We start from the raw sequence: 24,699 nt of genomic DNA on the forward strand, positions 1-24,699 counted from the left end.
GACGCTCATGTCTTCTCCTCGCAGGGTGCCCTCTCCCGAACGGGGACCGTGTCCAGCACCAGTCGAGAAACACAGCTTATCGCCAACCGGGCAACCCACCGTCAAGCTTCGCGTCGGCGGTGCGTGTCGCTTGTGGCGACGGCATCCGCAGTCGCCCAGACGAGGTAGCCCGTGCCCATACAACCTCGCTGTGCTCTGCGTCACGACGGACGCCGCCTGCCGCGCCGCAGCGCGGTCGAGCCCGGCCGCCGACGACCGGCGGCTCCCCTCCTCGGAGGTGCGGATGAGAGGCCCGAGCGCACGTGGGCTCCTCGCGTGGGGCGCTCTGCGGCGGTGCGCGCGGGAGCGGGCGGGCCGGCTCAGTCGCCGAGGCTCTGGCGCTCGCGGGCGCGCCGCCGCTTGGTCTTGCGCTTCGAGTCGGCCGAGCGCTGCGGGGCAGGCCCGCTCTCGCCCGCGGTCGGCGCGCCGGCGTCCAGCCAGCGCCACAGCGCCATCTGGTCGGCCGTCGCCCCGTGGCGGATGGCGCGCTTCAAGATCTTCTTCGCGAGCACCAGCTTGCCGCACCGGGCGAGCGCGTGGGCGTAGCTCGCAGCGATGTCGGCCTCGCCCGTCTGCGCCTCGGTGGCTTGCGCCAGGAGCGGCAAGGCGTCGTGGGGACGGTTCAGGGCGACGTCGTAGAGGTGGCCCAGGTTGTGGGCGTACCACGGGTTGTCGGGCGCGATGGCCAGGGCGCGCTCATAGGCGCGCGCGGCGTAGCGGTAGTTGCCGAGCAGCGACTGCGCGAGGCCGAGCACCGCCCACGCGCCGTCGTCCTCCGCGTGGAACTGCAGCACGCGGCGCGCGAAGAGCGCGGCGCGCCACGGGTCGTGCTCGACGCCCATCTCCGCGAGGTGGCGGTGCGCATAGAGCCACGGCTCGCTGCCGGGCGCCGTCGCGCGGGCCAGACGCGCGAGCAGCGGGAGAACCCTGTCCGCGTCGAGCTTGTCAGCGAGCGCTCGATCGATGTCCCGTCGAAGCCGGTCGATATCCTCCGCTCCACTTCGCGCCATCCCTTCCGTGATACGACCAGTGGGCGAGCTTGGCTAGCGCGTTGCGCGCGGGGAGGCGCCGCCTGGACGGCGTCGCACGCGAGCGCCCACCGACGTACGCCGGCGGGCGGTGTCTGGCACGCGCGGCGGCAGCGCGAAACGCCAGCGCGGAGCCCGGTCCGCCGCCTCGCCGCGACGGACCGGCGCGCCCCGCGTTCAGGCGTCTTCCGTCACCTCTTCAGCGCTTGACGTGCGCTCCCGAGCCTGCTCCGCGCGCGCCTCCTTGCCCGCGATCGTCGCGCCGTTCAGCGCCGCCACGACCCGCGCGAGCTCGGCCTTCGGGACGCTGACGAACGCGTTGCGCTCGCGCACGCGGATGCGCCGGATGTCGCCCTTGGCCATCCCGGCCCGCTCGATGAGCGCGCGCTGGAAATCGGCCGCGCGCGCGCCGTCGCGGCGGCCGAGGTTGATGAAGACCTCGACGAACTCGCTGTCCGCCTCGTCGCGCGAGGGCTCGGCGCGCGGCGACTCGCCGGGCTCGCCGCTCTCGATCTCGACCGCGGGCTCGCCGAGGAGCGCGGGCGAAGCGCCGCTCGCGCGCTCGCCGCCGCGTGACGCGGGCGAGCCGGGCGGCGGGGACGGCGGCTCGCCGAGGATCGGTTCGTCGTCGCCCTCCTCCTCCGGCGGCTGCCACATGGTGAAGTCGGCGTGGCGGGAGAACGGCTGGCCCTGCGCGCCGCCGCGGCCGGGCGCGGCGGCGACGCCGGCCGCGGCGGGGCCGCGGCGCGCCGACAGCAGCGTCGCTGTGCCAGGCCGATCGCGCAGGCGCTCCGCCGGGCCGCGGCCGGGCGCGCCCTCGCCGCGCGGCGGCTCGATCCGCATCAGCGGCTCCGGCCGCGTGAGCGGCTCGACCGAGACGGGCCCCTCCTCGCGCGCCCGCGCCACCTCCGGCCGGCGCGGCTCGAGCCGCGCGTCGTCCCCGGCCGGCGCGTCCGCGCCGCGGGGCCCGCGCCGCCCCTCGTCCCGCCGCAGGCGCAGCGACCGGCGATCCCGGTCCCGCCCGCGGTCCCGATCGCCCTCGCGCGCGACCTCGCGCTCGCTGCTGCGCTCCGTCTCCGGCGAGCGCGGATCGACCGAGTCGGCCGCGCGCGGGATCGCGCCCTGCGACGCGCGCTCGCCCCGCGCGCTCGCCCCGCGCGCCGCGGGCTCGGGCCGGGTCGAGGGCTCGGCGCCCTCGCGCGCCGCCGCGCGCGGCTGCTGGGCGCGCCGCGCGGCGCTCGCCTCCTCCTGCGCCGTCGGCCGCGCGCCGAGGTGATCGCGCAGGAGGCCCGCCACGATCGCCTCGGCCTGGTCGTGCGTGAGCAGCCGGCGCGCGAGCGAGAGGTCGTCCGGGTGCGTGCCCTTCGGCAGGAACGCCTCGGCGAGCATCGCGACGAGGTCGGCCTCGGCGCGCGTCTTGAGCTCGCCCTCCGTGGGCAGCTGCTTCTCGAGCGGCCGGATCTTGTACGTCAGCCGGAGGATGTAGAGCGGCCCGACGTCCTGCGGCGTGATCAGCGCGATCGCCGTGCCGGTGCGCCCCGCGCGGCCGGTGCGGCCGGTGCGGTGCACGTACGCCTCGGCGTCCTGCGGGAAGTCGTAGTTGATGACGTGCGTGAGGTGCGAGATGTCGATGCCGCGGGCCGCCACGTCGGTGGCGACGAGGAAGCGCAGGCGCCCCTCGCGCGTCGCGCTCATCACCTTCTCGCGATCGGACTGCGGCAGATCGCCGTTCAGCCAGTCGGCGTCGTAGCCCTGGCGCTTCAGCGCCGCGGCGACCGTCTCCGTCTCGTCCTTGGTGTTGCAGAAGACGACCGCGTTCTCCGGGTTCTCGACCTCGATGATCCGGATCAGCGACGTCAGCTTGTCGCCCGTGATGAGGTAGACGTAGTGCTGGATCTGGAGCGCGCCGACCGCGTCGCCGGAGAGGGTGATGAACTCGGGCGAGCGCAGCTTGCTGCGCGCGATGCGCTCGATGTCGGGCGGGAGCGTCGCCGAGAACAGCAGCGTCTGCCGCTCCGGCGGCAGCTCGGCGAGGATCGCGGTGAGCTCGCGCTCGAAGCCCATCGAGAGCATCTCGTCGCACTCGTCGAGCACCAGCAGCCGGATGTGCTTGGCGACGATCGTCCCGCGGCGCAGGTGGTCGAGCACGCGGCCCGGCGTGCCGACGATGACCTGCGCGCCGGCGGCGAGCGCGTCGATCTGCCGCTGCATCGGCGCGCCGCCGTACACGGCGACCACCTTGACGCCCTTGCGTTTGCCGAGGCGCTCGACCTCGGCGGAGACCTGGAGCGCGAGCTCTCGCGTCGGGCAGAGCGCGAGCACCTGCGCCTGCGCGAGCGAGCGCTTCACGGCGTGGTCGACGATCGGGAGCCCGAAGGCCGCCGTCTTGCCGGTGCCGGTGCGCGCCTGCACGACCGCGTCGCGCCCGCGCGTGACCGGCTCCCAGACGGCGAGCTGCACCGGCGTCGGGTGGACGTAGCCAATCTCCGCGAGCGTCTCGCGCAGCTCGGACGACAGGGGCAGCACATCAAAGGTGGGCGGCGGCTGGGGCTTTTCGCCGGTCTGCGCTTCACCCGCCACTGCGGCAGGGGGAGAAGGAACGGTCATGTCGGTCATATCGTCCTGCGTGATCGCCGCGTCGGGGTATTATCTCGGGGACACGGGCCCAAGCTGGCCATCGACGATCGCCCGGACCCGGCGCCGTAGCGGAGCCAGATCGCCTGCCTCGCGCCGCGCTGCGTGCTCCTCCGCATAGCGGAGCCGCTCGATGGCGTCGAGAGCGCGCTCGTTCTCGGCGGAGCCCCGGCACGAGGCGGCGACTCCGTCCCGGTAGCCCCACGCCGGAGCGAGCGTGCTCCGGAACCGGGCGAGGGCGGCGTCCTCCCCGTCGGTCCCCGGGGCGGCCTCCCTGGCCCGCTCGACGGCCCGGACGAGCGCCAGGAGGCCCTCCTCGCAGCTCCCGTAGGGCGACGGCGCGGCCGGCAGGAAGAAGACCTGCCGGATCACCTGGAGGGTGCACGAGACGATGATGAGCGCGGCGAAGCTGTAGTAGGCGACCAGGGCGATGCGCCGGCCGCGGGCGCGAGGCCCGCCGGGGCGCCGCCGCCCGCCGGGCGATCGCGCCTCGGTCCCTGGCACGGCCGGGGCGGGGGCGATGGGCGCGGGAGCTTGGGCGGGCATGAGAGCAGCGATTCCTTGGGCGGGATGGGGTGCGCGGGCGCCGGCGCGGCGATGGCCGGCGGCCGCTCCTCGTCTCAATTCGTTGTGGTTCGCTGGCCGGGGAGCCTTGTCGCCGGGCCCGGCCACCGCTGGTCGGGCTCCGCTTCCGCGGTCCCTTCCGTGCGCGCCAGTGCTATCACCTCGCCGCGGGCGCGACGAGATGCTGTTGGACCGGAGGGGCAGCGCGAGGTGACCGAGACGACCGCGCCGCGCCGCGCCGCCCGCCGCCCCGCCGCGGCGCTCGCCGCGCTGGCCCTCGTCCTCGGCCCGCCGCGGGCCGCGCCGGCCCAGCCGCTCAAGGACAACGCGTACACCATCGACCTCTTCCAGGGGCCGATCCTGGCGCCGCTGCGCGTGACCGGGATCGCCGGCGCGTACGCCGCCTACGCCGAGGGGATCGCCGGCATGGTGGCCAACGCCGCCGCGCCCGCGGTCCGGGAGCCCTTCAGCGTGAAATGGCTCGAGTGGGACGTCGCCGCGTCGATCTCGCTGCCCATCGAGCTCTTCGGGGACAACGACTTCGACAACAACGACTTCGACAACAGCGGCGACCTCGACCTCGACTACTCGAACTTCGTGTACCTGACCCTCGGCGGCCAGCTCCAGGCGGGCGATCTCGGCCTCGGGGTCAACGCCGAGCTGCAGCGGTACTCGCTCGTGGACGACCGCGGCGCCGAGACCACGGTCGTGACCGGCAAGTACCACTTCCTCGGCGGAGCCCGCCTGCTCGGCGACGCGGTCGTGCTGGGCGCCGGCGCCCGCGCCGTGACGCTCGGCCTCGGCGCGGAGCAGACCAACCTCACGATCGCGGGCATCTCCCCGGAGCTCGGGGTGCTCGTCCGCCCCGACTGGGCCTCCTACCGGGTCGGCGCGACGTTCCGCTTCCCGGTGAACGGGGGCCGGCTGCTCGGCGAGGGGGTGGTCACGGACGGGAACGTCCGCCGCGCCGGCGGGCTGATCCTGCCGAACGAGGTCGTCCTCCCCTGGGAGCTCGAGCTCGGGCTCGCCGTGCAGGTGGGGCCGCGCCCGCTCAACCCGGCGTGGATCAACCCGCGCGATCAGGAGCGGGAGCTCCGCGCGGCGATCGCGCGCAGGCGGGCCGAGCGGGAGGCGCGGCGGGAGCGCGCGCTCGCCGGGATCGCGGACCCGGAGGAGCGCGCCCGGCGGGCGCGGATCTTCGCGCTGGAGGGCGCGCGCGAGCGCGAGGCCGACGAGCGCGAGCTCGCCGCCGGGCCGGACCTGCTGGAGAAGGAGCGGCGCGCCCGCTACTGGAACTGGCCGCGCGAGCACCTGCTCATCACCGCGGAGCTCCTCGTCACGGGCGCGGTGTCGAACGGGGTGAGCCTCGAGCATTTCCTGGCGCAGAACCTGCCGGAGCGGGCCGACGACGACTCGGCGGTGGGCGCGTCGGGCGCGCACGTGAGCTTCTCGCCGCGGTTCGGGATCGAGACGGAGCCGATCCCGGGCCGCGTGCACACGCGGTTCGGGAGCTACTACGAGCCGAACCGCTCCGGCCACCTCGGGAGCGGGAGCGTGGGGCGGCAGCACTTCACCTTCGGCGCGGACATCCGCGTGCTGACGACGACCTTCTGGGGGCTGATCTCCGAGGCCGCCTACACGCTGCAGGCGTCGATGGACATCGCGCCCCGCTACGAGAGCGTGAGCGCCGGCATCGGCGTGTGGCACTGAGCGCCGCGGCTCACGCCGACAGCGCGCGGCGGCGGTGCTCGGCGAGGAGCACGCGCAGGTGGCTCATCCGGGCGGGGTCGCGCCTGCCGAACTCGTCGAGCGCCGCGGCGACCGCGACCGGCGCGCCGCCGCGCGGCTCCTTGCGGAGCGCCCGCGCCGCCAGCGCGAGCGCGCGCGGGCGCAGCACCTCGTCGATGCAGAGCCGCACGGGGGGCGGCCGCCACGCGGCGTCGCGGTAGCCCCCGGGCGGCGGGGGCTCCGCGGCCGACGCGAGGCCGTCCGCCTTGGCCTGCATGGCCGAGAGGATCTCGCGCTCGATCGCGCTGCCCTCCTCGCGGTCGCCGGCGCGCTCGATCGTGAAGATCGCGTGGGGCGCGCCGCGCCGCGCGGCGCCGAGCCAGTCCTTGCGCCAGCGCACCGCCGTGGCCCGGCTGATGACCGCCTCGCCGCGCGCGACGAGGCCCGTGAAGGCGCTGAGCATCAGCACCTCGAACGGCGAGAACGCCTCGTGGCCCTGCGCTCCGACGAGGCGCGAGAGGTTCGCGGCCACGACCGGGAGCCCCGCGTCGATCGCGTCCGAGGAGCAGAAGAGCGTCGAGCCCGCGCTCGTGGGGCGGAAGCCCGTCAGGCTCACGCCCTCGCCGGCGCCGTACCACCCGAAGAGCGTGCTCACGGTGCCCCAGCGGGCGCCGTCGGCGGAGCAGTACGACCACGTGGTGCCCCAGAGCTCGAAGAGCGAGCGCACGATCCACCGCGCGAGCCTCACGCCGAGCCACAGGATCGCGGCGAAGAGCGCCGCGGAGGCGAGGGAGCTGTCCGCGGACTCGGCGAGGCCGGTCAGGAGCAGCGCGTAGAGCGCCGAGTACGCGAGCAAGAGGCCGCTCGTGATCGCGCTCAGGAACAGCTCGATCCTCGGCGACGCGCCGCGCCGCTCGGCGCGTCGCCACACGGCGCGATGAGGGGGCTCGCCGCAGCGGGCGCAGGGGTCGGCGGCGCCGCATCGCCGTCGCTTTCCGCAGCCGAGGCAGATGTCGTTCGGGGGCAACCGGCTTGGCATCGGTGATCCAGAATAGTGGCGCATCCGCGCGCTGCCGCCATGACTTGGGCCGCCGCGCGGCCGCCCGCCCACGGTTTCGCACACGCGCGCAGGCCGAGACCGCGTGCCTGTCCGCTTCGGGCTTGTCGTCGCGCGCCGGACGGCGCATCGAGTCGCGCATGCCCCGTCGCCGGCTCCGCATGGTCGCTGTCCTCGCCCTCGCTTCCCTCGCCCTGCATCAAGGAGTCGCCCTCGCGCAGCCGGCGCCCCCGCCGGCGCGACCGGGCCAGCTGCCTCAGGGGCGGCCCGGCCAGCAGGCCCCCGCGGGCGCCGCCGCGCCCCCCCCGGCCGCCGCCCCGGCGACGGCGGGGACACCCACGGTGACGCCGCAGCGCATCGAGGTGAACGACCCCGCGCTCGCGCCCGTCCCGCCGGCGGCGCGCACGCTCGCGAGCTGGAACGAGGCGCGCGCGATCATCGAGCAGCGGTCGGTCGATCTCGTCGTCGCCGTGCAGGAGGTCGCCCGCGCCGAGGGGAGCGCGCGGCGGGCGCTCGCCCAGGCGCTGCCGAACCTCGACGCGAGCGGCGAGCTGAGCCGCCTCCTGGCGCCCGGGGGCGCGGACGCGCCGACGCGGGCGGCGGCGTCGCTCACGCTCCGGCAGCCCATCCTCGCGCCGCGCGCCTGGTACGGCATCGGCACCGCCGACCTCGCGGTCGAGGTCGCCAAGCTGAGCCTCGAGGACCGGCGCCGCTTCACGCTCGTCGCGGTCGCGGACGCCGTCGTCTCGATCGTCACGACCGAGCGGCTCAGCGAGGTCAACCGCGTCGGGCTGCGCAGCGCGCTCGAGCTGCTCGAGCTCACGCGGCGGCGGGAGCGCCTCGGCACCGGCACCAAGCTCGACGTCGTCCGCGCGGAGCAGGACGTCGCGCTCGCCCGCGCGACGCTCGTGTCCGGCGACGAGTCGCTGCGCAGGGCGCGCGAGGCGCTCGGGGCCGCGCTCGGCCTGAAGGGCGAGGTCGGCGTGCCGCAGGAGTTCTCGCTCAACGGGATCGCGACGGAGCTCGGGTCCCAGTGCAGCCAGACGCGGACGGATCAGCGCGCCGACGTCCGCGCCGCGCGCGCCGAGCTGGAGCTCGCCGAGCGCGGCCTCACCGACGCGAAGCTCGCGTTCGCTCCGTATGCCGAGGTGTCGAGCACGCTGGGGGCCGAGACGTACTTCGGCGGCACCGCCCCCGTCGGCGGCGTCGGCGGCGTCGGGGACGCCGGCGACGCCACGCGGTCCGGCTGGTCGTGGTCGATCCGCGCGGTGCTCACCGTGCCCATCTGGGACGGCGGGGCGCGCTACGGCGATCTCCGGATCAACCGGGCGGCCGTGGAGCAGCAGCGGGCCCGCCTCGGCGCGGTGGAGCGCTCGGCCGAGCTCGAGTCGACGCAGGCGGTCCGGAGCGTCGAGGTCGCCGAGCAGGCGCGCGCGGTCGCCGAGCAGTCGCGCGACCTCGCGCGCGAGACCGCGCGCCTCACGCAGGTCGCGTACGAGGCCGGCACCGTGACGAGCTTCGATCTCGTCGAGTCCAGCCGCAGGCAGCGCCAGGCCGAGATCGACCTCGCGGTGCGGGAGTTCGAGGTGGTGAAGGCGAAGATCTCGGCGCTGCTCGCGTCCGCCTCGTGCAAGTGACCGTTCGCGGCAATGACCGCGCGCGGAGAGGAATGAGGCGCATCGAGGTGACGCGCGCCGCCCCGCGTGGGGGTTGTGCCGAGCGACCGCGCGAGTAGGCTACGCGCCCCATGGAGCGGCTCGAGAGCTACGTCGAAGGTCAGTGGATCGCCGGTCAGGGAGCGCCGCACCCGCTCGTCAACCCCGCGACCGAGGAGCCGCTCGCCGAGACCAGCACGGACGGGCTCGACCTCGCCGCCGCGGTGGCGTTCGCCCGGACGGTGGGCGGGCCCTCCCTGCGCGCGCTCACGTTCGCCGAGCGCGGCGAGCTGCTCCGCGCCATGTCGCGCGCCGCGCACGCGCACCGCGACGCGCTCATCGACGTCGCCGTCCAGAACGGCGGCAACACCCGCAGCGACGCCAAGTTCGACGTCGACGGCGCGATCGGGACGCTCGCCTACTACGCCGACCTCGGCGCCCAGCTCGGCGACGCGCGGCTGCTCGCGGACGGCGAGGGCGCGCAGCTCGGGCGCTCGCCGCGGTTCTTCGGCCAGCACATCCTCGTGCCGCGCCCCGGCGTCGCGGTGCACATCAACGCCTTCAACTTCCCCGCCTGGGGGCTCGCGGAGAAGGCCGCCTGCGCGCTCCTCGCGGGCATGCCGGTCATCACGAAGCCCGCGACGAGCACGGCCCTCGTCGCGTTCCGGCTGATGAAGATCTTCACCGAGCGCGCCCCGCTGCCGCGCGGCGCCCTCTCCTTCGTCGCGGGCCCGCCGGGCGACCTCCTCGCGCACCTCGGCGGCGAGGACGTCCTCGCGTTCACCGGCTCGAGCGCCACCGGCGCGGCGCTCCGGCTCCTGCCGGGTCTCGCGCGGGAGAGCGTCCGCGTGAACGTGGAGGCCGACAGCCTGAACGGCGCGGTCCTCGGCCCCGACGTCGACCCCGGCTCCGAGACCTACGCGATGTTCCTCCGCGACGTCGTGCGCGACATGACCCAGAAGGCCGGCCAGAAGTGCACGGCGATCCGGCGCATCTTCGTCCCCGCCTCCGTCATCGCCACGGTGCGCGGCGACCTCGTCGACCGCCTCCGCGACGCGCGCGTCGGCGATCCCGCGCAGGACGGCGTCACCGTGGGTCCGCTCACCACGGCCGATCAGCTCCGCGGTGTGCGCGCCGGCATCGAGCGGCTCGCGGCGGGGGCGGAGGTGGCGATCGGCGGCGACGGGCCGTTCGAGAGGATCGGCGTGCCCGAGGGAAAGGGGTACTTCGTGCCGCCGACGCTGCTCGTCGCGGGCGGCCCGGACGGCGCGCCCGCCGCGCACGAGCACGAGGTCTTCGGCCCGGTGGCGACGCTCTTCCCGTACGACGGCGGCGCGGCGCACGCCGTCGCCCTGCTGCGCCGGGGCCGCGGCAGCCTCGTCTGCTCGGTCTACAGCGACGACCGCGGCTTCGCGGCGGAGGTGCTGCTCGGCGTCGCGCCGTACCACGGCCGCGTCCTGCTCGGCAGCGAGCGGATCGCCGACCAGGCGCCCGGCCCCGGCACCGTCCTCCCGCAGACGATCCACGGCGGCCCGGGCCGCGCCGGCGGCGGCGAGGAGCTCGGCGGCCTGCGCGGGCTCCACCTCTACTCGCAGCGCACCGCGGTGCAGGGGTCGCGGCCGATCCTCGAGGCGATCCTCGGGACGAAGGGCGAGCCCCGGCACGCGCCCGCGCCCGCGAAGCCGTGACGCGCAAACGCCGGGGTAGCCCTTCTAGAAGGACGCAGAGGACCCTATGGTGAAGTCTCGCTCATGAGCGCGGGCCCGGAACTCATCGGCCGAACCATCGCGGGGCGCTTCCTCGTCACCGGGTTCATCGGCGAGGGCGCGATGGCGGCGGTCTACCGCGGCGTGCAGGACGGGGAGCCGCGCGACGTCGCCATCAAGATCATGCACCCGCAGCTCCTCGGCGACGAGACCTTCGTGACCCGCTTCTACCGCGAGGCGAAGGCGGCGTCGCGCCTCCACCACCCGAACACGGTGCAGATCCTCGACTCCGGGGTGGAAGGGCACCTGCCGTACATCGTGATGGAGCTCGTCTCGGGGCAGGATCTCTTCGAGCTCCTGCTCGCCGAGCGCCGCCTCTCGGAGGCCCGCGCCGCGCGGATCCTGATCGGCATCGCCGACGCGCTCGACGCCGCGCACGCGCGGGGCATCGTGCACCGCGACCTCAAGCCCGAGAACGTGATGATCCTGCGGGATCCGGCGGATCCGTCGGTCGAGCGCGTGAAGGTGCTCGACTTCGGCATCGCGAAGATGGTCGAGGGCGGCACGAGGGCCGGCGACGACGGGCCGAACAGCGCGCCGATCAGCGTCTGGGGCTCGGTCACCACGGTCGGCGTGGTCGTCGGCACGCCGGCGTACATGTCCCCGGAGCAGTGCCGGGGCGACGCCATCGACGGGCGCAGCGACGTGTACGCGTGCGGGATCCTGCTGTTCCTGCTCGTCACGGGCCGCCTCCCCTTCCCGCCCACGTCGGTCGTGTGGGAGGTGGCCATGGATCACATCCGCAAGCGGCCGCCCCCGCCGAGCCTGTTCCTGCCGCAGATCCACCCCGCGCTGGAGGCGATCATCCTCACGGCGCTCGCGAAGATGCCCGGCCAGCGCCAGCAGAGCGCGCGCGAGCTGCGCGAGGAGCTCGAGCGGCTCCTGCCCCACCTGTCCGACGCGCTGCTCCCGGCCGCCACGGCGAGCGCGCTCGAGGACGCGCCGACCATGGAGTCGGCGGTGCCGGTGTCGATCCGGAGCACGATGACGGCCGCGCCGCCGCTGCGCGACGCCGACCCGCCGCCGCCGGCGCAGCGGGGCGAGATGCTGGCGAAGGCGATGTTCCGCGAGGGCGCGCTCACGGAGGGGCCGGCGTCGAGCGCGATCTCGTCCCGCGCCGCGGCGCTGCCGGCCGCCGGCGCCCTGCGGCACGACCCGCTCGCCGGGCCGACGTCCGAGGATCTCTCGCGCACGCTCCCGCAGGCGCGGCTCAGCAGCCCGTCGAGCGATCCGCCGTCGAGCGACCTCGTGATCCACGATCGCAAGGACTTCGCGCCGCTCTTCTCCGGCGCGGGCGCCCGCGCGCCGTCCCCCGGGCAAGAGGCGCCGCGCGGCGCCGGGCCGACCGGCGCCGCGGCGCCGCCGCGGCCTCGGTCGCGGCCCGCGGCCGAGCAGATCATCGAGATCACGCCGTCTCCGGTCCGTCGGGATCGCCGGCCGCCCCAGCGCCAGACCGATCTGTGGCTGGTCCGGCTGGTGGTGCCGCTGGCGCTCGTGATCGGGCTGGCGCTCGGGGTCCTCGCGTTCTTCCTGACCCGCTGACGCAGCGCCTCCGCGCCGCTGACGCAGCGCGACCGCGAGCCCGGCCGCGCTCAGGCGCCGGTCGGGCCCGCGAGCCCGGCCGCGCTCAGGCGCCGGCCGGCGGCGCCTCGGGCGCCTCGAACGCCGCCCGGAGCGCCTCCGCGCGCAGCTCGATCGCCGCCGAGGCCGCCGGCGGCACGGGCGCCTCCGCCTCGGCCGACAGCGCCATGGCGAAGGCGTCGATCGCGGCCTCGACCACGCCCTCGATCGAGCGCGCCGCGAGCTCGTCGGGGGCGTCGTGCACCGCCACCATGCCCATCAGGACCGCGCGCACGTGGGCCGCCGCCCGCGGCGACGGCGCGGCGGCGCTCGCCTCCTCGACGCCGCCCGCGGCGCGCGCCCCCGGCTCCACGCCCGCGCGGGCCGCCCGCGCGATCTCCGCCGAGAGCGGCCAGCTCAGCCGCGTGACGAGCCGCTCCTGCACGTAGGCGCGGACGCCGGCGTCCGCGCGCTTGCGCTCCTCGGGCAGCGCCGCGATCGGCCGCAGATCGGCCGCGAGCTCCCGCCGCGCGGGCTCGAGCGCCTTGTCGATCGCCGCGGCGATCGTGCGCCGGTCGCGGCGCAGGTACGCCGCGCTCGCGCGGAGCCGGTCGGCCTCGGCGCGCGCCCGCCGCCCGGCCTCGCGGTCCTCCGCGGCGCGCGCCGCGGCCGCTTGCGCGAGCTCGGCCGCGATGCGGCCCGCCTTGCGCCGGAGCGCGCGCTCGCGCAGCGCGTCGCTCGCGTCGACGATCTGCTCGGCGAAGAGCGCCTCGACCTCGGCCCACCCCGACGCCGCGAGCGCCGCCTCGTCGCCGAGCCGCCCCTTCAGCGAGAGCCGCGCCGAGAACGCGATCGGCGGCGTGAGCGAGGTGATGGCGCTCGCCGCGAGGCTGTCGCGCACGTGCGCGAGCACCGTCTCCAGCGCGTCGGGCTTGAGCCGGTCGGCCTTGTTCGCGAGGATCTGCACGGGCACGCCGAGCGCGCTGATCTCGGAGAGCACCCGCCGCTCCGACTCCTTCATCGCCTGGGGCGCGTCGAGCAGCCAGATGGCGACGTGGGCCTCGTCGAACGCGCGCCGCGCCTCCGCGATGTGGTCCGGGTCCGGCGCGTTGAAGCCGGGCGTGTCGAGGATCTCGACGCGCTTGAGCCGCTCGATCGGCGCGTAGATGAAGACCCGCGCGACCTTCGCCCCGTCCGCGGCGAGCGCGCGCAGCGTCTCCTTGAGCGCCGCGTGCGGCACGACGCGGTCCTGGCCGCCGCGCACGACGATGCGCGCGAACGGATCGGGCGCCCAGGCGACCCAGTGGAGCGTCGCGGTCGTCGGCAGGACGCCGGTCGGCGCCACGTCCTCGCCGAGCAGCGCGTTCAGGAACGTGCTCTTGCCGGCGTTGAACTCGCCGACCACGGCGGCGCGCAGCGGGCGCTCCCGCTCCACCGCGAGGGCCTCGGTCGCCGCGAGCAGGTCGAGCCGGTCGAGCAGCTTGGCCGTCCGCGCGAGCTCGCGCAGCACGTCCCCCCACGCGGCCATCCGCGGCGCGGCGGGGATCCAGGCGCGCGCGATCGCGCGGCGCATGTCGTCGGCCCACGCCGCGCCCTCGCCGGCCACCGCGTCGAGCGCGTCGAGCGCCTCGCTCCCCTGCCCCTCGGACGCCCTCCTGGCGGCGTCGCGCAGCCGGACGAGGTCGGGCGGGAGCGGCGGCGCCGCGCCGCCGCGCAGGTCCACGCCCGCCGCCCGCGCCGCGAGCGCGTCGAGCGCGCCGAGGTCGCGGGTCTCGACGGCCATGCGGAGCAGCGCCGCCGCGGCCGCGCGATCGCCGGCGGAGAGCCCGCGCGCGAGCGCCTGCCGCGCGTCGTCCCGCCGCCCCTCGGCGAAGGCGAACGCGGCGGCCCAGGTCGGCTCGTCGAGCGCGCCCGCGGCGCGGACCACGCGGCGCACGCGATCGACGACGAGCACGTCGCGGGAGGCGGCGACGAGCGACGCGCAGAGCTCCGCCGCGCCGGGGACGTCGAGCACGAGCGCCCGCAGCCCGAGGTCGAGCGCCCGCGCCACGTCGGCGGGCGGCAGCGCCGCGGCGGAGGCGCCCGCCTCGGCGAGCGCGAGCCGGGCGAGCACGAGGGCGGCGCGCCCCTCGATGGCGGTGGGCTCGCCCAGGATCGCCGCGGCGGCGCGCGCGCCGTCGAGGTCGCCGTGGGCGAGCGCGCACTCGGCGCGGCGGAGGGCGACGTCGCGGTCGGGCGCGGTCGAGAGCGGCGCCGGGATGCGGTCGAGCCAGCGCTGCGCCCGGGCCGGGTCGCCGGCGGCGAGGTCGAGATCGCAGAGGTCGAGCAGCGCGAGCCGCGCCGCGTCGCGCTCCTCGGGCGCCGCGGTGGCGCGCTCGAGCGCGTCGCGCGCGCCGTCCCAGCCGACGCGCTGCCCCGCGCGCCCGAGGCGGAGCCACACGTCGGCGCGCCAGGGCACGCGCTTCGCGAGGTCGGCGAGCGCGGTGACCACCTCCTGATCGAGCCACGCGTCCTCGGCGGCGTCGGCCCAGAGCGCGAGCCCGACGGCCGAGTCGGGCAGGACGGAGAGGATGGTGCGGGCGTGCTCGCGGGCCTCGAGCGGCATCCCCTTCGCGAGCGCGGCCTCGGCGGCGCTGCGCTCGTTCTCGAGGCCAAGCGCGAGGATCTCGACCCGCCCGAAGAATCGATTCAACGCCTCGACGAGCCTCGCCATGGGCGGGATGAAAGCCTTGCGGGAGGGCGGTCGTCCAAGAAAAAACGAAGGCGGGGGGCGGCCGTCGCTCGGCGGGGGATCGAGCCGGAGGAGGGGTGCCCGGTGAGCCGGAGGGAGCGAGGTGCGCTCTGGACAACCCCGCAGCGGAGCTGCTCGGGTGACGGCGGCGCTGCGCGTTGGCCCCGGCCGGGTGCTCCGCGTCCGATGCACGGCGACGACGGGCGGGCGAGCCGCGACAAAAGGTACGCCGACCCCACACGCTTGGGGTACTACGAAGGTGCCGCGGATCGTACCGTGGAGCTCGGTAGCGACCGTCATGCCAGGTAACCGGATCACTGAGATTCACGTGAAGGGGCTGCGCGCCCTCGCCGATGTGCGGCTCCGGCTTGACGGGCTCACGGTCCTCATCGGCGATAACGGCAGCGGCAAGAGCAGCCTGATCGAGGCGTGCGAGCTGCTGCAGCGCGCGGCCAGCGAGAGCTTCGCCGAGGACGTGATCAGGATTCACGGCGGCGTCGGGAGCTTGCTCCGCGCCGGCGCCGAGCACCTGGAGCTCGGCCTGGTCATCGCGCTGGAAGGTGGCTTCCATGAAAGGTTCGAGTACTCCTTCGCGCTCGACAGGAGCGGAGTCATCCTGCGCGAGCTCCTCGAGTGGGTCCGCGGTGAGCTCGATGACGGCGACGCGGTCATAGAACAACGTGTCGGCATCATCTCGCGCGAGGGGGGGCTCTACAGGAGTAGCTCGTTCAGGTTTTTGATAGATGAGAAAGACGTTCCACCCGTAGAAAGGACCATCGATCCGAAGCGGCTAGCGCTCTCTTCGTTCGGGGAGTTCCCACCTCATTGGCTCATGCGTGAGGCGCTGGCCGCGCTCCGCGGCATCGACGTCCACCTGCCCTTCGACACCACCGCGCGCTGGGTGCAGCGCTCGCGTGGTCAGCCGTCACCCCTGCGCGGCGCCGCTACCGTAGAGCCGGCGGAGGCGCTCTCGCGCTTCGGAGCCAACCTCCCGAACGCGTGGAGCGCTCTCAAGAACGATTTCTCCGAGGCGCACTGGCGGGAGACGATGGACTACGTCCGTCTGGGCCTGGGACGCGACGTCGAGTCCGTCAACGTGCGCGCCGATCCGGGCGGCGGCTCGATCGCCCTGCGGCTCAAGTATGCCGGCCTCGACGAACAGATCCCCTCGTTCGCGATCTCTGACGGCACGCTCGCGTACCTCGCGTTCGTGGCCCTCTACCGGCTCAACACCAAGAAGAGCCTCATCGCCTTCGACGAGCCCGAGACCCACCTGCACCCCGAGCTGCTCCAGCGCGTGCTCGGGTTCTTCGAGGCCATGGCGAAGGAGCGGCCCGTGCTGCTCGCGACGCACTCCGATCGGCTGCTCGACGGCCTGTCCGACCCTGCCCGCTCGGTCGTCCTCTGCGAGCTCGACGAGCGCCGCGCGACGACGCTCGTCCGTCCCGACCCGGACGCCCTTCGGGACTGGCTCACGGAGTACCGTGGGCTCGGCGACGTGCGGGGGGCCGGTCACGCCGCCTCCATCCTGACGCGGCGGGAGGGCGAGTGACCCCGCTCGCCGTGATCTTGTACGAAGATCAGCGAGGTCCGGAGAAGGAGTTCGGCCTCCACAACCTCCTTGTCGCATGCGTCGCCGACGATGCCGGAGAAGACCGATTCGCGCTCCGAAGAAAGCTCGACGGCCGGCCGATGAAGGGCGTACAGAACCTGCTCCGGAGCTGCCGTAGAGACATCCGCCGGTTGAGCTCGAAGGGTCAGCAGGTCTTTGCGCTCGTCGATGATGACGCCATACGTCACCAGCTCAAGCACGAGAGCATCACCGAGAGCGCGGACGACGCCGCCGTGGTACGCGCGATCAAGGACAAGTGCGACGCTCCGGAGAGGCTTCACGTGTTCCTGCTGAAGGAGAACACGGAGACGGTCATCGAGGCCGCCGAGCATTGCGACAAGGACCTCGCGCGATCGCTCGTGACGCGGGCGCTCCAGAAGGACGTCAACGCCCGGGACGCGATCTTCAACAGGATCTCGTGGCACTCGGACCGCGCCGTGCGCGACTGCATCCGACAGCGCGTGGAGGCGATCCTCGAGATCGTGAAGGCGCTCGTCACGCTCGTGCGCGCAGGCGACGGCAGCGTCTGAGCGCGGGCCGGAGCTGTCGAAGGAGCAGCAGGGCACGCGGGGCGCATGCGCGCGCTGCATGCCGCGCCGCCCGCGCGGGCCCCGGCTGACGCCTCGGACGCCGACAGCTTGCGCGATGGCGCGCGCTTGTTTGTTAGACTGACTAAGTGTCGCAGGACATCCCCACACGGCGCGTCGACCCAGCGCGCGTCGACGCGCTGGTCGTGACCGCGCTGCAGGACGAGCTCGAGGCGGTGCTCTCGGTCGGCGAGGCCGGCCGGGACGGCTGGCGGGAGGCGCGGGATCCGGCCGGCTTTCCGTACTACGTGCGCGAGCTCCCGAACGACCGTGGAGCGCCGCTCCGCGTCGCCGCCGCGTGGTCCGGACGGATGGGCGAGAGCGCCGCGGCGGCGAGGGCGCAGGGGCTCATCGACGAGCTCGATCCGGGGTGCCTCGCGATGTGCGGCATCTGCGCCGGGCGGCGCGGCGAGGTGTCGCTCGGCGATGTCATCGTCGCGGATCGGGTCTACAGCTACGACGAGGGCAAGCGCATCGCCGCGCCTGCCGGAGGCGGCGACGGCGCGTTCTTCCACGACATCGAGACGTACAACCTCGAGCGGACGTGGAACATGGACGCCGCGCTCTTCGCGCGCGAGTTCGAGCGCCAGACGCCGCTCGCGGCCGCGCGCCCGCCGTCGAGGGCGTCGCAGGCGTGGTGGCTCCGGCACGCGCTCTACGCGAGCCAGGTCGAGGGGGGGCCGTCGCCCGTCGCGCGGCCGGAGCGCGCCGAGCGGTGCCCGGGCTGGACCGAGCGCGTCGGCGAGCTGGAGGCGGCGGGCGTGCTCCGCATCGGCGACGACGGCCTCGAGCTCACCGAGGCGGGTATGGCGCAGGTCCGCCGGGAGCGCCTCGTCTACCCGGACGGCCCGCCCGAGGCCCGGCCGTTCCGCGTGCACATCGGCCCGATCGCCACGGGCAAGGCGGTGCAGGAGGACGCCGGGCTGTTCGATCGGCTGAAGTCGATCGGCCGGAAGGTGCTCGGCGTCGAGATGGAGGCCGCGGCGATCGGCTACGTCGCCGAGCGCCTCGGGCGGCGGTCGATCATCGCGAAGGCGGTCTCGGATCACGGCGATCCCGACAAGGACGACGGCTTCCGCGCGTTCGCGTGCCGCGCGTCGGCGGAGTTCCTCTTCGCGTTCCTGCGGCGCACCCTGGAGCCCGCGCGCGCCGAGCGCGCCGAGGACACCGGGCGAGGCCGCCGGCTGCGCCGCTTCTCGGCGCGCGCGGGGGGCGGCCTCGCCGAGCACCACGACGACATCCTCTTGCCGGGCGAGGGGCGCAGCGACGACTTCCTCTCGCGGGTCGAGCGCGTGTGCAGGCTCCGCGAGCCCGAGGGCGTGAAGATCGAGTGGTTCGACGCGCCCCTCCCCTTCGGCGTCTACCTGCGCGTCTCGGTCAACGAGGGCGGCATCGTCCGCATCGCGCCGCTCGCGGCGCTCGAGAGCGGCATCTCGACCGAGGCGGTCTCCGCGTTCCTGGAGAGCATCGACGCCTCGTACCGGCGCGAGGATCCCGGCCTCGTGTCCACGCTCGTCTACGGCGGCGAGCCCGCGCCGGAGGAGCTCGTCCGTTACGCGAGCGCGCGCCGCGTGCGCCTCGTGCGGTTCCTCGAGTACCAGGGGCTCATCGACTTCCGCGGCTACCTCGCGTGGCAGAACGCGAAGCTCGAGCGCGACCCCACCTATCCGCCGGCGCTCTACGTCGACCAGCGCATCGCGCTCACGGTGGGCCAGGAGGAGGTGCTGCGCGAGCGCGCGCTCGACGCGTTCGTCGAGCTGCTCGACGCGGAGCACAGCCGGTTCGTCTTGGTGCTCGGCGATTTCGGCACGGGCAAGACGTTCCTCCTGCACGAGCTCGCGCGGCGCATGGGCAAGGCGGGCGGCCCGCTGACGCCGGTGCTCATCGAGATGCGGGCGCTCGAGAAGGCGCGCGACCTGAACGCGCTCATCGCGCAGCACCTCGCGCTCGCGGGGCTCGGCAAGATCGACCTGCCCGCGTTCCGGCACATGCTCGCCGAGGGGCGGATCGCGCTGCTGTTCGACGGCTTCGACGAGCTCGCGTTCCGCGTGACGTACGACCGCGCGGTCGAGCATTTCGACACGCTGATCCAGGCGGCGCAGGGCAAGGCGGCGAAGGTGGTGGTCACGAGCCGGAGCCAGCATTTCATCTCGGAGCAGCAGGTGCGGTCGGCGCTCGCGGAGCGGGCCGCGCTCTTGCCCGGGTACCGGCTCGCGCGCCTCCTGCCGTTCACCGGGGCGCAGATCCGCCGGTTCCTCGTGAACCGGCTCGGCAGCGAGGACGCGGCCGACGGGCGCGTGCGGCTGCTCGCGGACGTGAAGGATCTGCTCGGCCTGTCGGCGAACCCGCGGATGCTGGGGTTCATCGCGGAGATCGAGGAGGCTCAGCTCCGGCAGGCGAAGGCCGGCGACGGGGAGATCACGTCGGCGGGGCTGTACCGGCTCCTGCTCGACCGGTGGCTCGTCTGGGAGTACGAGCGCGCGCACCCGAAGGGCGCGCAGCCCGGGCTGTCGGTGGCGCAGCGGTGGCGGGCGGTGACCGAGCTCGCGACGCGGCTGTGGCAGCGCACGGAGCAGAGCGTGAACATCCGCGAGCTGCCGGCGGAGCTCATCGCGGCGCTGCAGGCGCTCGGGCGGCACGAGCTCGACGTGGCGGTGGCGACGCACGAGATCGGGTCGGGCACGCTGCTCGTGTGGGACGACCAGGAGAACTTCCGTTTCATTCACCAGTCGGTGCTCGAGTGGCTCGTGGCGCGGGAGGCGGCCGAGGAGGTGCAGCGCGCCGGGGAGGCGCCGGCGCTCGCGCAGCGCGAGGTGAGCGACCTTATGGCCGATTTCTTCGGGGCGCTCACCGGGCGCGAGGCGGCGGCGGCGTGGGTGCGGGCGGCGCTCGGCGGAGCGTGGGGGGCGGTGGCCGCGGCGAACGCGCTGCGGATCGACGGGCGGATGGGGCTCGGGGTGCGCGAGCGGATGAACCTCGCCGGGGCGGACCTGCGGGGGCAGGATCTCTCGGGCAAGGACCTCCGCGGGTGCGACCTGCGGGGCACGGATCTGCGGGAGGCGAAGCTCGTGGGGGCCGACCTCCGCGGGGCGCAGCTGGCGGGGGCGCTGCTCGACGGGGCGGACCTCTCGAGGGCGGCGCTCTGCGGGGCGGATCTGACGGGGGCGACGGCGGCGCGGGCGCGCCTCGTGAGCGCGGACCTGACGGGGGCGAGGCTCGCCGCGGTCAAGCTGCGCGGGGCGAAGCTGGTGGACGCGCGGGGGGCGCGGTTCGACGGGTGCGACACGTTCGGCGCTGCGATGCCGGAGACGGCGATGTTCGAGCCGACCTGGCACTACGGTGGGAAATGCACCTCGATAGCCTTCAGCTCGGACGGCGCGCTGCTCGCCACCGGACACGCTGGAAGGATCACGCTGTGGGATGTGCAGACCGGCAGCGCGCTGCGCGTGCTGGATAGCCACTCCGGGACGGTCACCAGCCTCGCTTTCAGCTCTGACGGATACACGCTCGCTTCTGGCTCGGAGGATTGCACCGTCCGGCTGTGGGACGTGTCGACGGCCAGCGCGATCTGCGCGTTCAAGGGGCACTCCGATCACGTGACGAGCGTGGCGTTCTGCCCTGCCGGCGAGCTGCTGGCCTCCGGATCGCGCGACGGATCCATCCGGCTGTGGCAGGTGTCCACCTGCAGAGAGGTTCGCCTGCTCCAGGGTCACTCGCAGACGGTGACAGCTTTGACGTTCGGCGCCGCAGGCAGGACGATCGCCTCCGGCTCGTATGATACCACGGTCCGGCTATGGGACGTGTCGACAGGGCATACGATTCGCGTATTCAGCGGGCACCAGGGCAGTGTGCTGAGCGTGGCGTTCAGCCCCGACGGCGCGATCCTCGCTTCCGGATCCATGGACCGCAGCGTCGGCCTCTGGCAGACGTCGACCGGAGAAGCCTTGCAGATGCTGCAGGGCCACTCCTACGCCGTGATGAGCGTGGCGTTCGCGCCCGACGGCGCGACGCTCGCCTCGGGCTCTTTTGACAAGACGATACGGCTATGGCGCCTCTCCACGCGGGATACCCTGCACGTGCTGCAGGGCCACCTGTTCGCCGTGATGAGCATAGCGTTCGCGCCCGACGGCGCGACGCTCGCCTCGGGCTCTCTCGACGAGACCGTACGGCTATGGCACGTGCCGACCGGCAGCATGCAACGCGCGCTGGGGCAGCCGACGAGCCCCATTTCACAGTTCGCCCTCAGCGGCGATGGCGCGACGGTCGCCTTCAAGTCCGACGAGTTTGGCATTCAATTCTGGCGGCTCTTCACGGGAGAGATGCTGCCCACGCTTCGGAATGACGTGACCGGATTCTCGAAGCTCGCGCTGAGCCCTGACGGATCGATCCTGGCGGTAGGTGCGCAGGATCTGTCCGTCGAGCTCTGGAAGGTCGCGACAGGTCGCCTGGTGCGGAGGCTGGATGGTCACTCCAGCTACGTGGTGGGCGTCGCGTTCAGCCCTGATGGTCAGCGACTGGCGTCCAGCTCGTTCGACGGGACCGTACGGCTCTGGCATACGGCGACCGGCGCTGCGTTGCGGGTGCTTCAGGGTCACGACCGCGGCGTGACGGGCGTAGCTTTCAGCCCCGATGGCACGACGCTGGCCTCCGCTTCACAAGACCGAACCATCTGGCTGTGGCACCTGGAGAGAGGGGGTGCAGCGCGCGTGCTCCAAGGCCACGAGCATACCGTCGCGAGCGTGGCGTTCAGCCCCGACGGGGCGCTGCTCGCATCGGGCTCGCAAGACGGCAGTGTTCGCATCTGGGACATCGCTGCCGGCGCGTCGCTATACAGGCTGAACGCCCACTCGGGTCCGGTGAACAGCGTGTGCTTTGGCCCGGGGGGCGCTCTCATCGCCTCGGGGTCGAACGACAGCACCATCCACATCTGGGAGGTGAACGGCGAGCTCGAGCGTGTCCTGCGAGGGCATGCTGGCGCGATGCTGAGCGTGGCCTTCACCCCTGACGGCGCCACGCTCATCTCCAGCTCCACCGACAGCACCGTTCGTCTCTGGGACGTGCATACCGGCGCGTGCCTCGCCGTGCTCCTCAAGCTCGGCGAGGGCTGGGTCGCCTTCCGACCCGACGGCCGCTACAAGCTGGGCGGCGACGTCGCGGGTGGCTTCTGGCACGCCGCGAACCTCTGCCGCTTCGAGCCTGGCGAGCTCGACGCGCTCATCCCCGGCCTGCGCATCCCGGACGACGAGCCGCTGCTCCCCGCGCGTCCTTCGCTTCGCGCGGAGTGAGCGCGGGGTGGTCGAGAGATCGGCCGCTCCCGGCGCTCGCGGCCAATCCCGATCGAGCCACGTACGCCGCCGGGCTTCCTCGGCGACGAGGGGCGTCGCCTGTTGACCGGCCGCAGCCGCGGTCGTGTTCGCGCGGCGCGCCCCGGGTGAGGTAAGCTCCGGGGACCTGGGAGCCCCCTGATGAGCCTTGCCCGGAAGCTGGATCGCCCCGCGACGAGGGCGGACCTCGAAGCGCTGCCCGACACGATGCGCGGTGAGATCATCGACGGCGACCTCTACGCCTTCCCTCGCCCGCGCGCGCCGCATGGAAGCCTCGAGACCAGCATCGCCGCCGACCTCCACGGCCCCTTCCAGAAGCGGCGCAACGGTCCCGGCGGCTGGTGGATGCTCGTCGAGCCCGGCGTCGAGCTCCCCCGGGCCCCGGAGATCTCGCCGGACGTCGCCGGGTGGCGGCGCGAGCGGCTGCCTCGCTTGCCCGTGAAGGAGTCCATCCGCGTCGTGCCGGACTGGGTCTGCGAGGTCCTGTCTCCCCGGACGCGGGCTTATGATCTCATCGTCAAGCGACGCTTCTACGCCGAGATCGGCGTGGGCCACCTCTGGTACGTGGATCCCGAGGCGAGATCGCTCGCGGTCAGCCGTCTCGTCGACGGCAGGTGGCTCGAGCTCGGCGTCCACGGTCCGACGGAGCGGGTGCGCGCCGAGCCGTTCGAAGAGGTGGAGATCGAGCTCTCCATCTGGTGGGAGGACCTCGAGCTCGAAGGCGATTGACGCACCACCGCCGATCGACCGCTGGGCTGCGAGCGCTCGCCGTCCAGCGCGCCGTGGTCGCGCAGGGATCGCCGCCCGCCCGGGTTAATCTCGAGGCCGATGCTCCTCCCGCCGAAAGCGACCGGCCTCGCCGCCCCCGCGGGCGTCGCTCGGCCCTGGCCCTCCGTGCTGGCGACATGGGGCCCCGGCGAGCGGAGCACGCTCCACGCCCACCACTGCTGTCACCTCGTGCTGGCGCTCGACGGGGAGCTCCAGGTCAGGACGGCCGACAAGAGCCCGTTCCGGCCGGGAGGCGCCGTCGTCACGGCCCCGGACGTGGCGCACGAGATCGACGCGTCGGGCGCGCGCGTGCTCCTCGTGTTCATCGAGCCGGAGAGCGACGTCGGCGACGCGCTCGCCCAGGCGCTCGGGGCGTCGACGATCGAGGTCGTGGGCCGCGAGGCTGCGGATCGGCTGCGGTCGCGCGTCGCCGCGCCCGCCCAGGCCGACGTCGCGGCGGCGCTGCCCGGCGTGCTCGAGGCGCTGGGGATCGCGGCTCCGCCGGCCTCGCCGAGGCCGAGGCACCCCGGGGTCCGGCGGGTGCTGCGCCACCTGCGGGCGGACGCCGGGGGCGCGGACACCTCGCTCGAAGCGCTGGCCCGCGTCGCGCGGCTCTCGCCTGGGCGGTTCATGCACGCCTTCACGGAGAGCGTCGGCGTGCCGCTGCGGCCCTACCTCCTGTGGCTCAAGGTCGAGCGCGCCGGCGCGGCGATGGCCGGCGGCGCGACGCTGGCGGAAGCTGCCAGCGCCGCGGGCTTCGCGGACGCGGCGCACATGACCCGGACCTTCCGCCGCATGTTCGGGGTGAGCCCCTCGGACCTGAGACGACGTAGCCAGTTGGTTCAAGACCGGTGAGGCGCGGATGCCCATCGTGAGGGCATGGCACCTCTGCTCGTCCTCTCGATCTCGTTCGCGTTGCTGCTCATCCTGGGTCGACTCGGCGTCAGACACCTCGCGAGCTGGGTGACGTGCTTGCGGTACGCGCTCGCGGCGATGTTCCTGCTCACCGCGTCGGCCCACTGGGGGAGCCGGCGCGCCGAGCTCGTGGCCATGGTGCCGCCGGCCCTGCCCTACCCCGAGCTCCTCGTCACCGTCACGGGGGTCCTCGAGATCGCCGGCGCGGCGGCGCTCCTCGTGCCGAGGCTCGCGCCGTGGGCGGCCGCGGGGCTGACGATCCTGCTCGTGGCGATGTTCCCGGCCAACGTGCACGCCGCGCGCGCGGGGCTCACCCTCGGCGGCAGCCCGGTGACGCCGCTCGTGCCGCGGACGCTGATCCAGATCGTGTTCCTCGCCGCGACGCTCGCCGTGGCGATCGGCGGCCGTGGGCCGAAGCGGACATAGGAGCGCGTGGCCGCGCTGCCGGAACGGCCTGCCCGCCGGACGGGACGCGGCGCTCCGAGCCCAACCACGGGTTGCCCGTCGCCCAGGAGACAGGTTTGTAAGCCAGATTGCGCCTCCACCGCCGAACGGGACACAGCGCTGAGAGCGCAACAGCGCTGCGCGGGTCGCCGCGGCCGGAGGACGCAGGTCGCGCCTCCTGCCACGGGGCCGCGTCGCGGGCACGATTTCGCCGGTGCTCGCGGCGCGCGGACAGTGCGTTCGGATTGAACAGGTCACCGGCGCCGTGGCAGGGTCGCCGGCTGGAC

16 protein-coding genes are annotated in these 24,699 nt (G+C 74.3%); 10 read left to right on the top strand and 6 right to left on the bottom strand.

Annotated features, from left to right (window positions below; all coding sequences use genetic code 11):
• Positions 1-359 precede the first annotated feature (359 nt).
• The 3 genes from WMF33_RS21745 to WMF33_RS21755 form a co-directional block, all read right to left on the bottom strand.
• Positions 360-1,049, bottom strand: a complete 690-nt coding sequence (locus WMF33_RS21745; RefSeq protein ID WP_061628160.1) for a tetratricopeptide repeat protein — start codon at positions 1,047-1,049, stop codon at positions 360-362.
• A 195-nt stretch (positions 1,050-1,244) separates the two neighbouring features.
• Positions 1,245-3,674 (bottom strand): DEAD/DEAH box helicase, encoded by a 2,430-nt coding sequence (locus WMF33_RS21750; RefSeq protein ID WP_437338931.1) that lies wholly within the window; start codon positions 3,672-3,674, stop codon positions 1,245-1,247.
• A 39-nt stretch (positions 3,675-3,713) separates the two neighbouring features.
• A complete protein-coding gene (locus WMF33_RS21755; protein WP_061621702.1) occupies positions 3,714-4,247 on the bottom strand; it encodes a hypothetical protein in 534 nt (177 codons plus the stop codon).
• A 228-nt stretch (positions 4,248-4,475) separates the two neighbouring features.
• On the opposite strand from WMF33_RS21755, the gene WMF33_RS21760 reads away from it, so the two are divergent.
• Positions 4,476-5,975, top strand: a complete 1,500-nt coding sequence (locus tag WMF33_RS21760) for a hypothetical protein (protein ID WP_437338932.1) — start codon at positions 4,476-4,478, stop codon at positions 5,973-5,975.
• 10 nt (positions 5,976-5,985) lie between these two features.
• Here the strand turns inward: WMF33_RS21760 and WMF33_RS21765 are convergent, their stop codons facing one another.
• Positions 5,986-6,924: a hypothetical protein gene (locus WMF33_RS21765; RefSeq protein WP_437338933.1), complete on the bottom strand. Its 939-nt coding sequence runs from the start codon at positions 6,922-6,924 to the stop codon at positions 5,986-5,988.
• Positions 6,925-7,190: 266 nt separating this feature from the next.
• Between WMF33_RS21765 and WMF33_RS21770 the strand changes: the two genes are divergently transcribed.
• From WMF33_RS21770 to WMF33_RS21780, 3 genes are all read left to right on the top strand, one after another.
• Complete coding sequence (locus WMF33_RS21770; RefSeq protein ID WP_437338934.1) at positions 7,191-8,687, top strand: TolC family protein; 1,497 nt, start codon at positions 7,191-7,193, stop codon at positions 8,685-8,687.
• 110 nt (positions 8,688-8,797) lie between these two features.
• Positions 8,798-10,393 carry a 3,4-dehydroadipyl-CoA semialdehyde dehydrogenase gene (locus tag WMF33_RS21775; RefSeq protein WP_437338935.1) on the top strand — a complete coding sequence of 532 codons (1,596 nt, stop codon included), beginning with the start codon at positions 8,798-8,800 and terminating at the stop codon, positions 10,391-10,393.
• Between the two features lie 63 nt (positions 10,394-10,456).
• Complete coding sequence (locus WMF33_RS21780) at positions 10,457-12,013, top strand: protein kinase domain-containing protein (RefSeq protein WP_437338936.1); 1,557 nt, start codon at positions 10,457-10,459, stop codon at positions 12,011-12,013.
• A gap of 85 nt (positions 12,014-12,098) precedes the next feature.
• On the opposite strand, the gene WMF33_RS21785 is transcribed toward WMF33_RS21780, so the two are convergent.
• The gene (locus tag WMF33_RS21785) at positions 12,099-14,744 is read right to left on the bottom strand and encodes a dynamin family protein (protein WP_437338937.1); all 2,646 of its coding nucleotides are present in this window, start codon (positions 14,742-14,744) and stop codon (positions 12,099-12,101) included.
• A gap of 316 nt (positions 14,745-15,060) precedes the next feature.
• On the opposite strand from WMF33_RS21785, the gene WMF33_RS21790 reads away from it, so the two are divergent.
• A complete protein-coding gene (locus WMF33_RS21790) occupies positions 15,061-16,314 on the top strand; it encodes an AAA family ATPase (protein WP_437338938.1) in 1,254 nt (417 codons plus the stop codon).
• Here WMF33_RS21790 and WMF33_RS21795 read toward each other — a convergent pair.
• A complete protein-coding gene (locus WMF33_RS21795) occupies positions 16,275-16,655 on the bottom strand; it encodes a hypothetical protein (RefSeq protein ID WP_437338939.1) in 381 nt (126 codons plus the stop codon). The genes WMF33_RS21790 and WMF33_RS21795 overlap by 40 nt on opposite strands.
• On the opposite strand from WMF33_RS21795, the gene WMF33_RS21800 reads away from it, so the two are divergent.
• The 5 genes from WMF33_RS21800 (at position 16,656) to WMF33_RS21820 (ending at position 24,394) form a co-directional block, all read left to right on the top strand.
• Entirely contained in the window at positions 16,656-16,904 is a 249-nt protein-coding gene (locus tag WMF33_RS21800; RefSeq protein WP_437338940.1) for a hypothetical protein, read from the top strand. It abuts the gene before it with no gap.
• Between the two features lie 146 nt (positions 16,905-17,050).
• Entirely contained in the window at positions 17,051-22,246 is a 5,196-nt protein-coding gene (locus WMF33_RS21805) for a pentapeptide repeat-containing protein (RefSeq protein ID WP_437338941.1), read from the top strand.
• Between the two features lie 180 nt (positions 22,247-22,426).
• Positions 22,427-23,014, top strand: a complete 588-nt coding sequence (locus WMF33_RS21810; protein ID WP_437338942.1) for a Uma2 family endonuclease — start codon at positions 22,427-22,429, stop codon at positions 23,012-23,014.
• 99 nt (positions 23,015-23,113) lie between these two features.
• Positions 23,114-23,908 (top strand): helix-turn-helix domain-containing protein, encoded by a 795-nt coding sequence (locus WMF33_RS21815; protein ID WP_437338943.1) that lies wholly within the window; start codon positions 23,114-23,116, stop codon positions 23,906-23,908.
• Positions 23,909-23,932: 24 nt separating this feature from the next.
• A complete protein-coding gene (locus tag WMF33_RS21820; RefSeq protein WP_437338944.1) occupies positions 23,933-24,394 on the top strand; it encodes a DoxX family protein in 462 nt (153 codons plus the stop codon).
• Positions 24,395-24,699: the final 305 nt, after the last annotated feature.

Origin of the sequence: Sorangium sp. So ce394 (genome assembly GCF_051474665.1) — a bacterium.
In the GTDB taxonomy this organism is placed as follows: Bacteria; Myxococcota_A; Polyangia; order Polyangiales; family Polyangiaceae; genus Sorangium; species Sorangium cellulosum_D.

What these genes read in the sequence shown, in the direction of transcription:
- WMF33_RS21780 (WP_437338936.1), top strand. Translation starts at nt 10,457, where the DNA reads ATGAGCGCGGGCCCGGAACTCATCGGCCGAACCATCGCGGGGCGCTTC.
- WMF33_RS21750 (WP_437338931.1), bottom strand. Translation starts at nt 3,674, where the DNA reads ATGACCGTTCCTTCTCCCCCTGCCGCAGTGGCGGGTGAAGCGCAGACC.
- WMF33_RS21820 (WP_437338944.1), top strand. Translation starts at nt 23,933, where the DNA reads ATGGCACCTCTGCTCGTCCTCTCGATCTCGTTCGCGTTGCTGCTCATC.
- WMF33_RS21785 (WP_437338937.1), bottom strand. Translation starts at nt 14,744, where the DNA reads ATGGCGAGGCTCGTCGAGGCGTTGAATCGATTCTTCGGGCGGGTCGAG.
- WMF33_RS21755 (WP_061621702.1), bottom strand. Translation starts at nt 4,247, where the DNA reads ATGCCCGCCCAAGCTCCCGCGCCCATCGCCCCCGCCCCGGCCGTGCCA.
- WMF33_RS21815 (WP_437338943.1), top strand. Translation starts at nt 23,114, where the DNA reads ATGCTCCTCCCGCCGAAAGCGACCGGCCTCGCCGCCCCCGCGGGCGTC.
- WMF33_RS21790 (WP_437338938.1), top strand. Translation starts at nt 15,061, where the DNA reads ATGCCAGGTAACCGGATCACTGAGATTCACGTGAAGGGGCTGCGCGCC.
- WMF33_RS21810 (WP_437338942.1), top strand. Translation starts at nt 22,427, where the DNA reads ATGAGCCTTGCCCGGAAGCTGGATCGCCCCGCGACGAGGGCGGACCTC.
- WMF33_RS21770 (WP_437338934.1), top strand. Translation starts at nt 7,191, where the DNA reads ATGCCCCGTCGCCGGCTCCGCATGGTCGCTGTCCTCGCCCTCGCTTCC.
- WMF33_RS21745 (WP_061628160.1), bottom strand. Translation starts at nt 1,049, where the DNA reads ATGGCGCGAAGTGGAGCGGAGGATATCGACCGGCTTCGACGGGACATC.
- WMF33_RS21775 (WP_437338935.1), top strand. Translation starts at nt 8,798, where the DNA reads ATGGAGCGGCTCGAGAGCTACGTCGAAGGTCAGTGGATCGCCGGTCAG.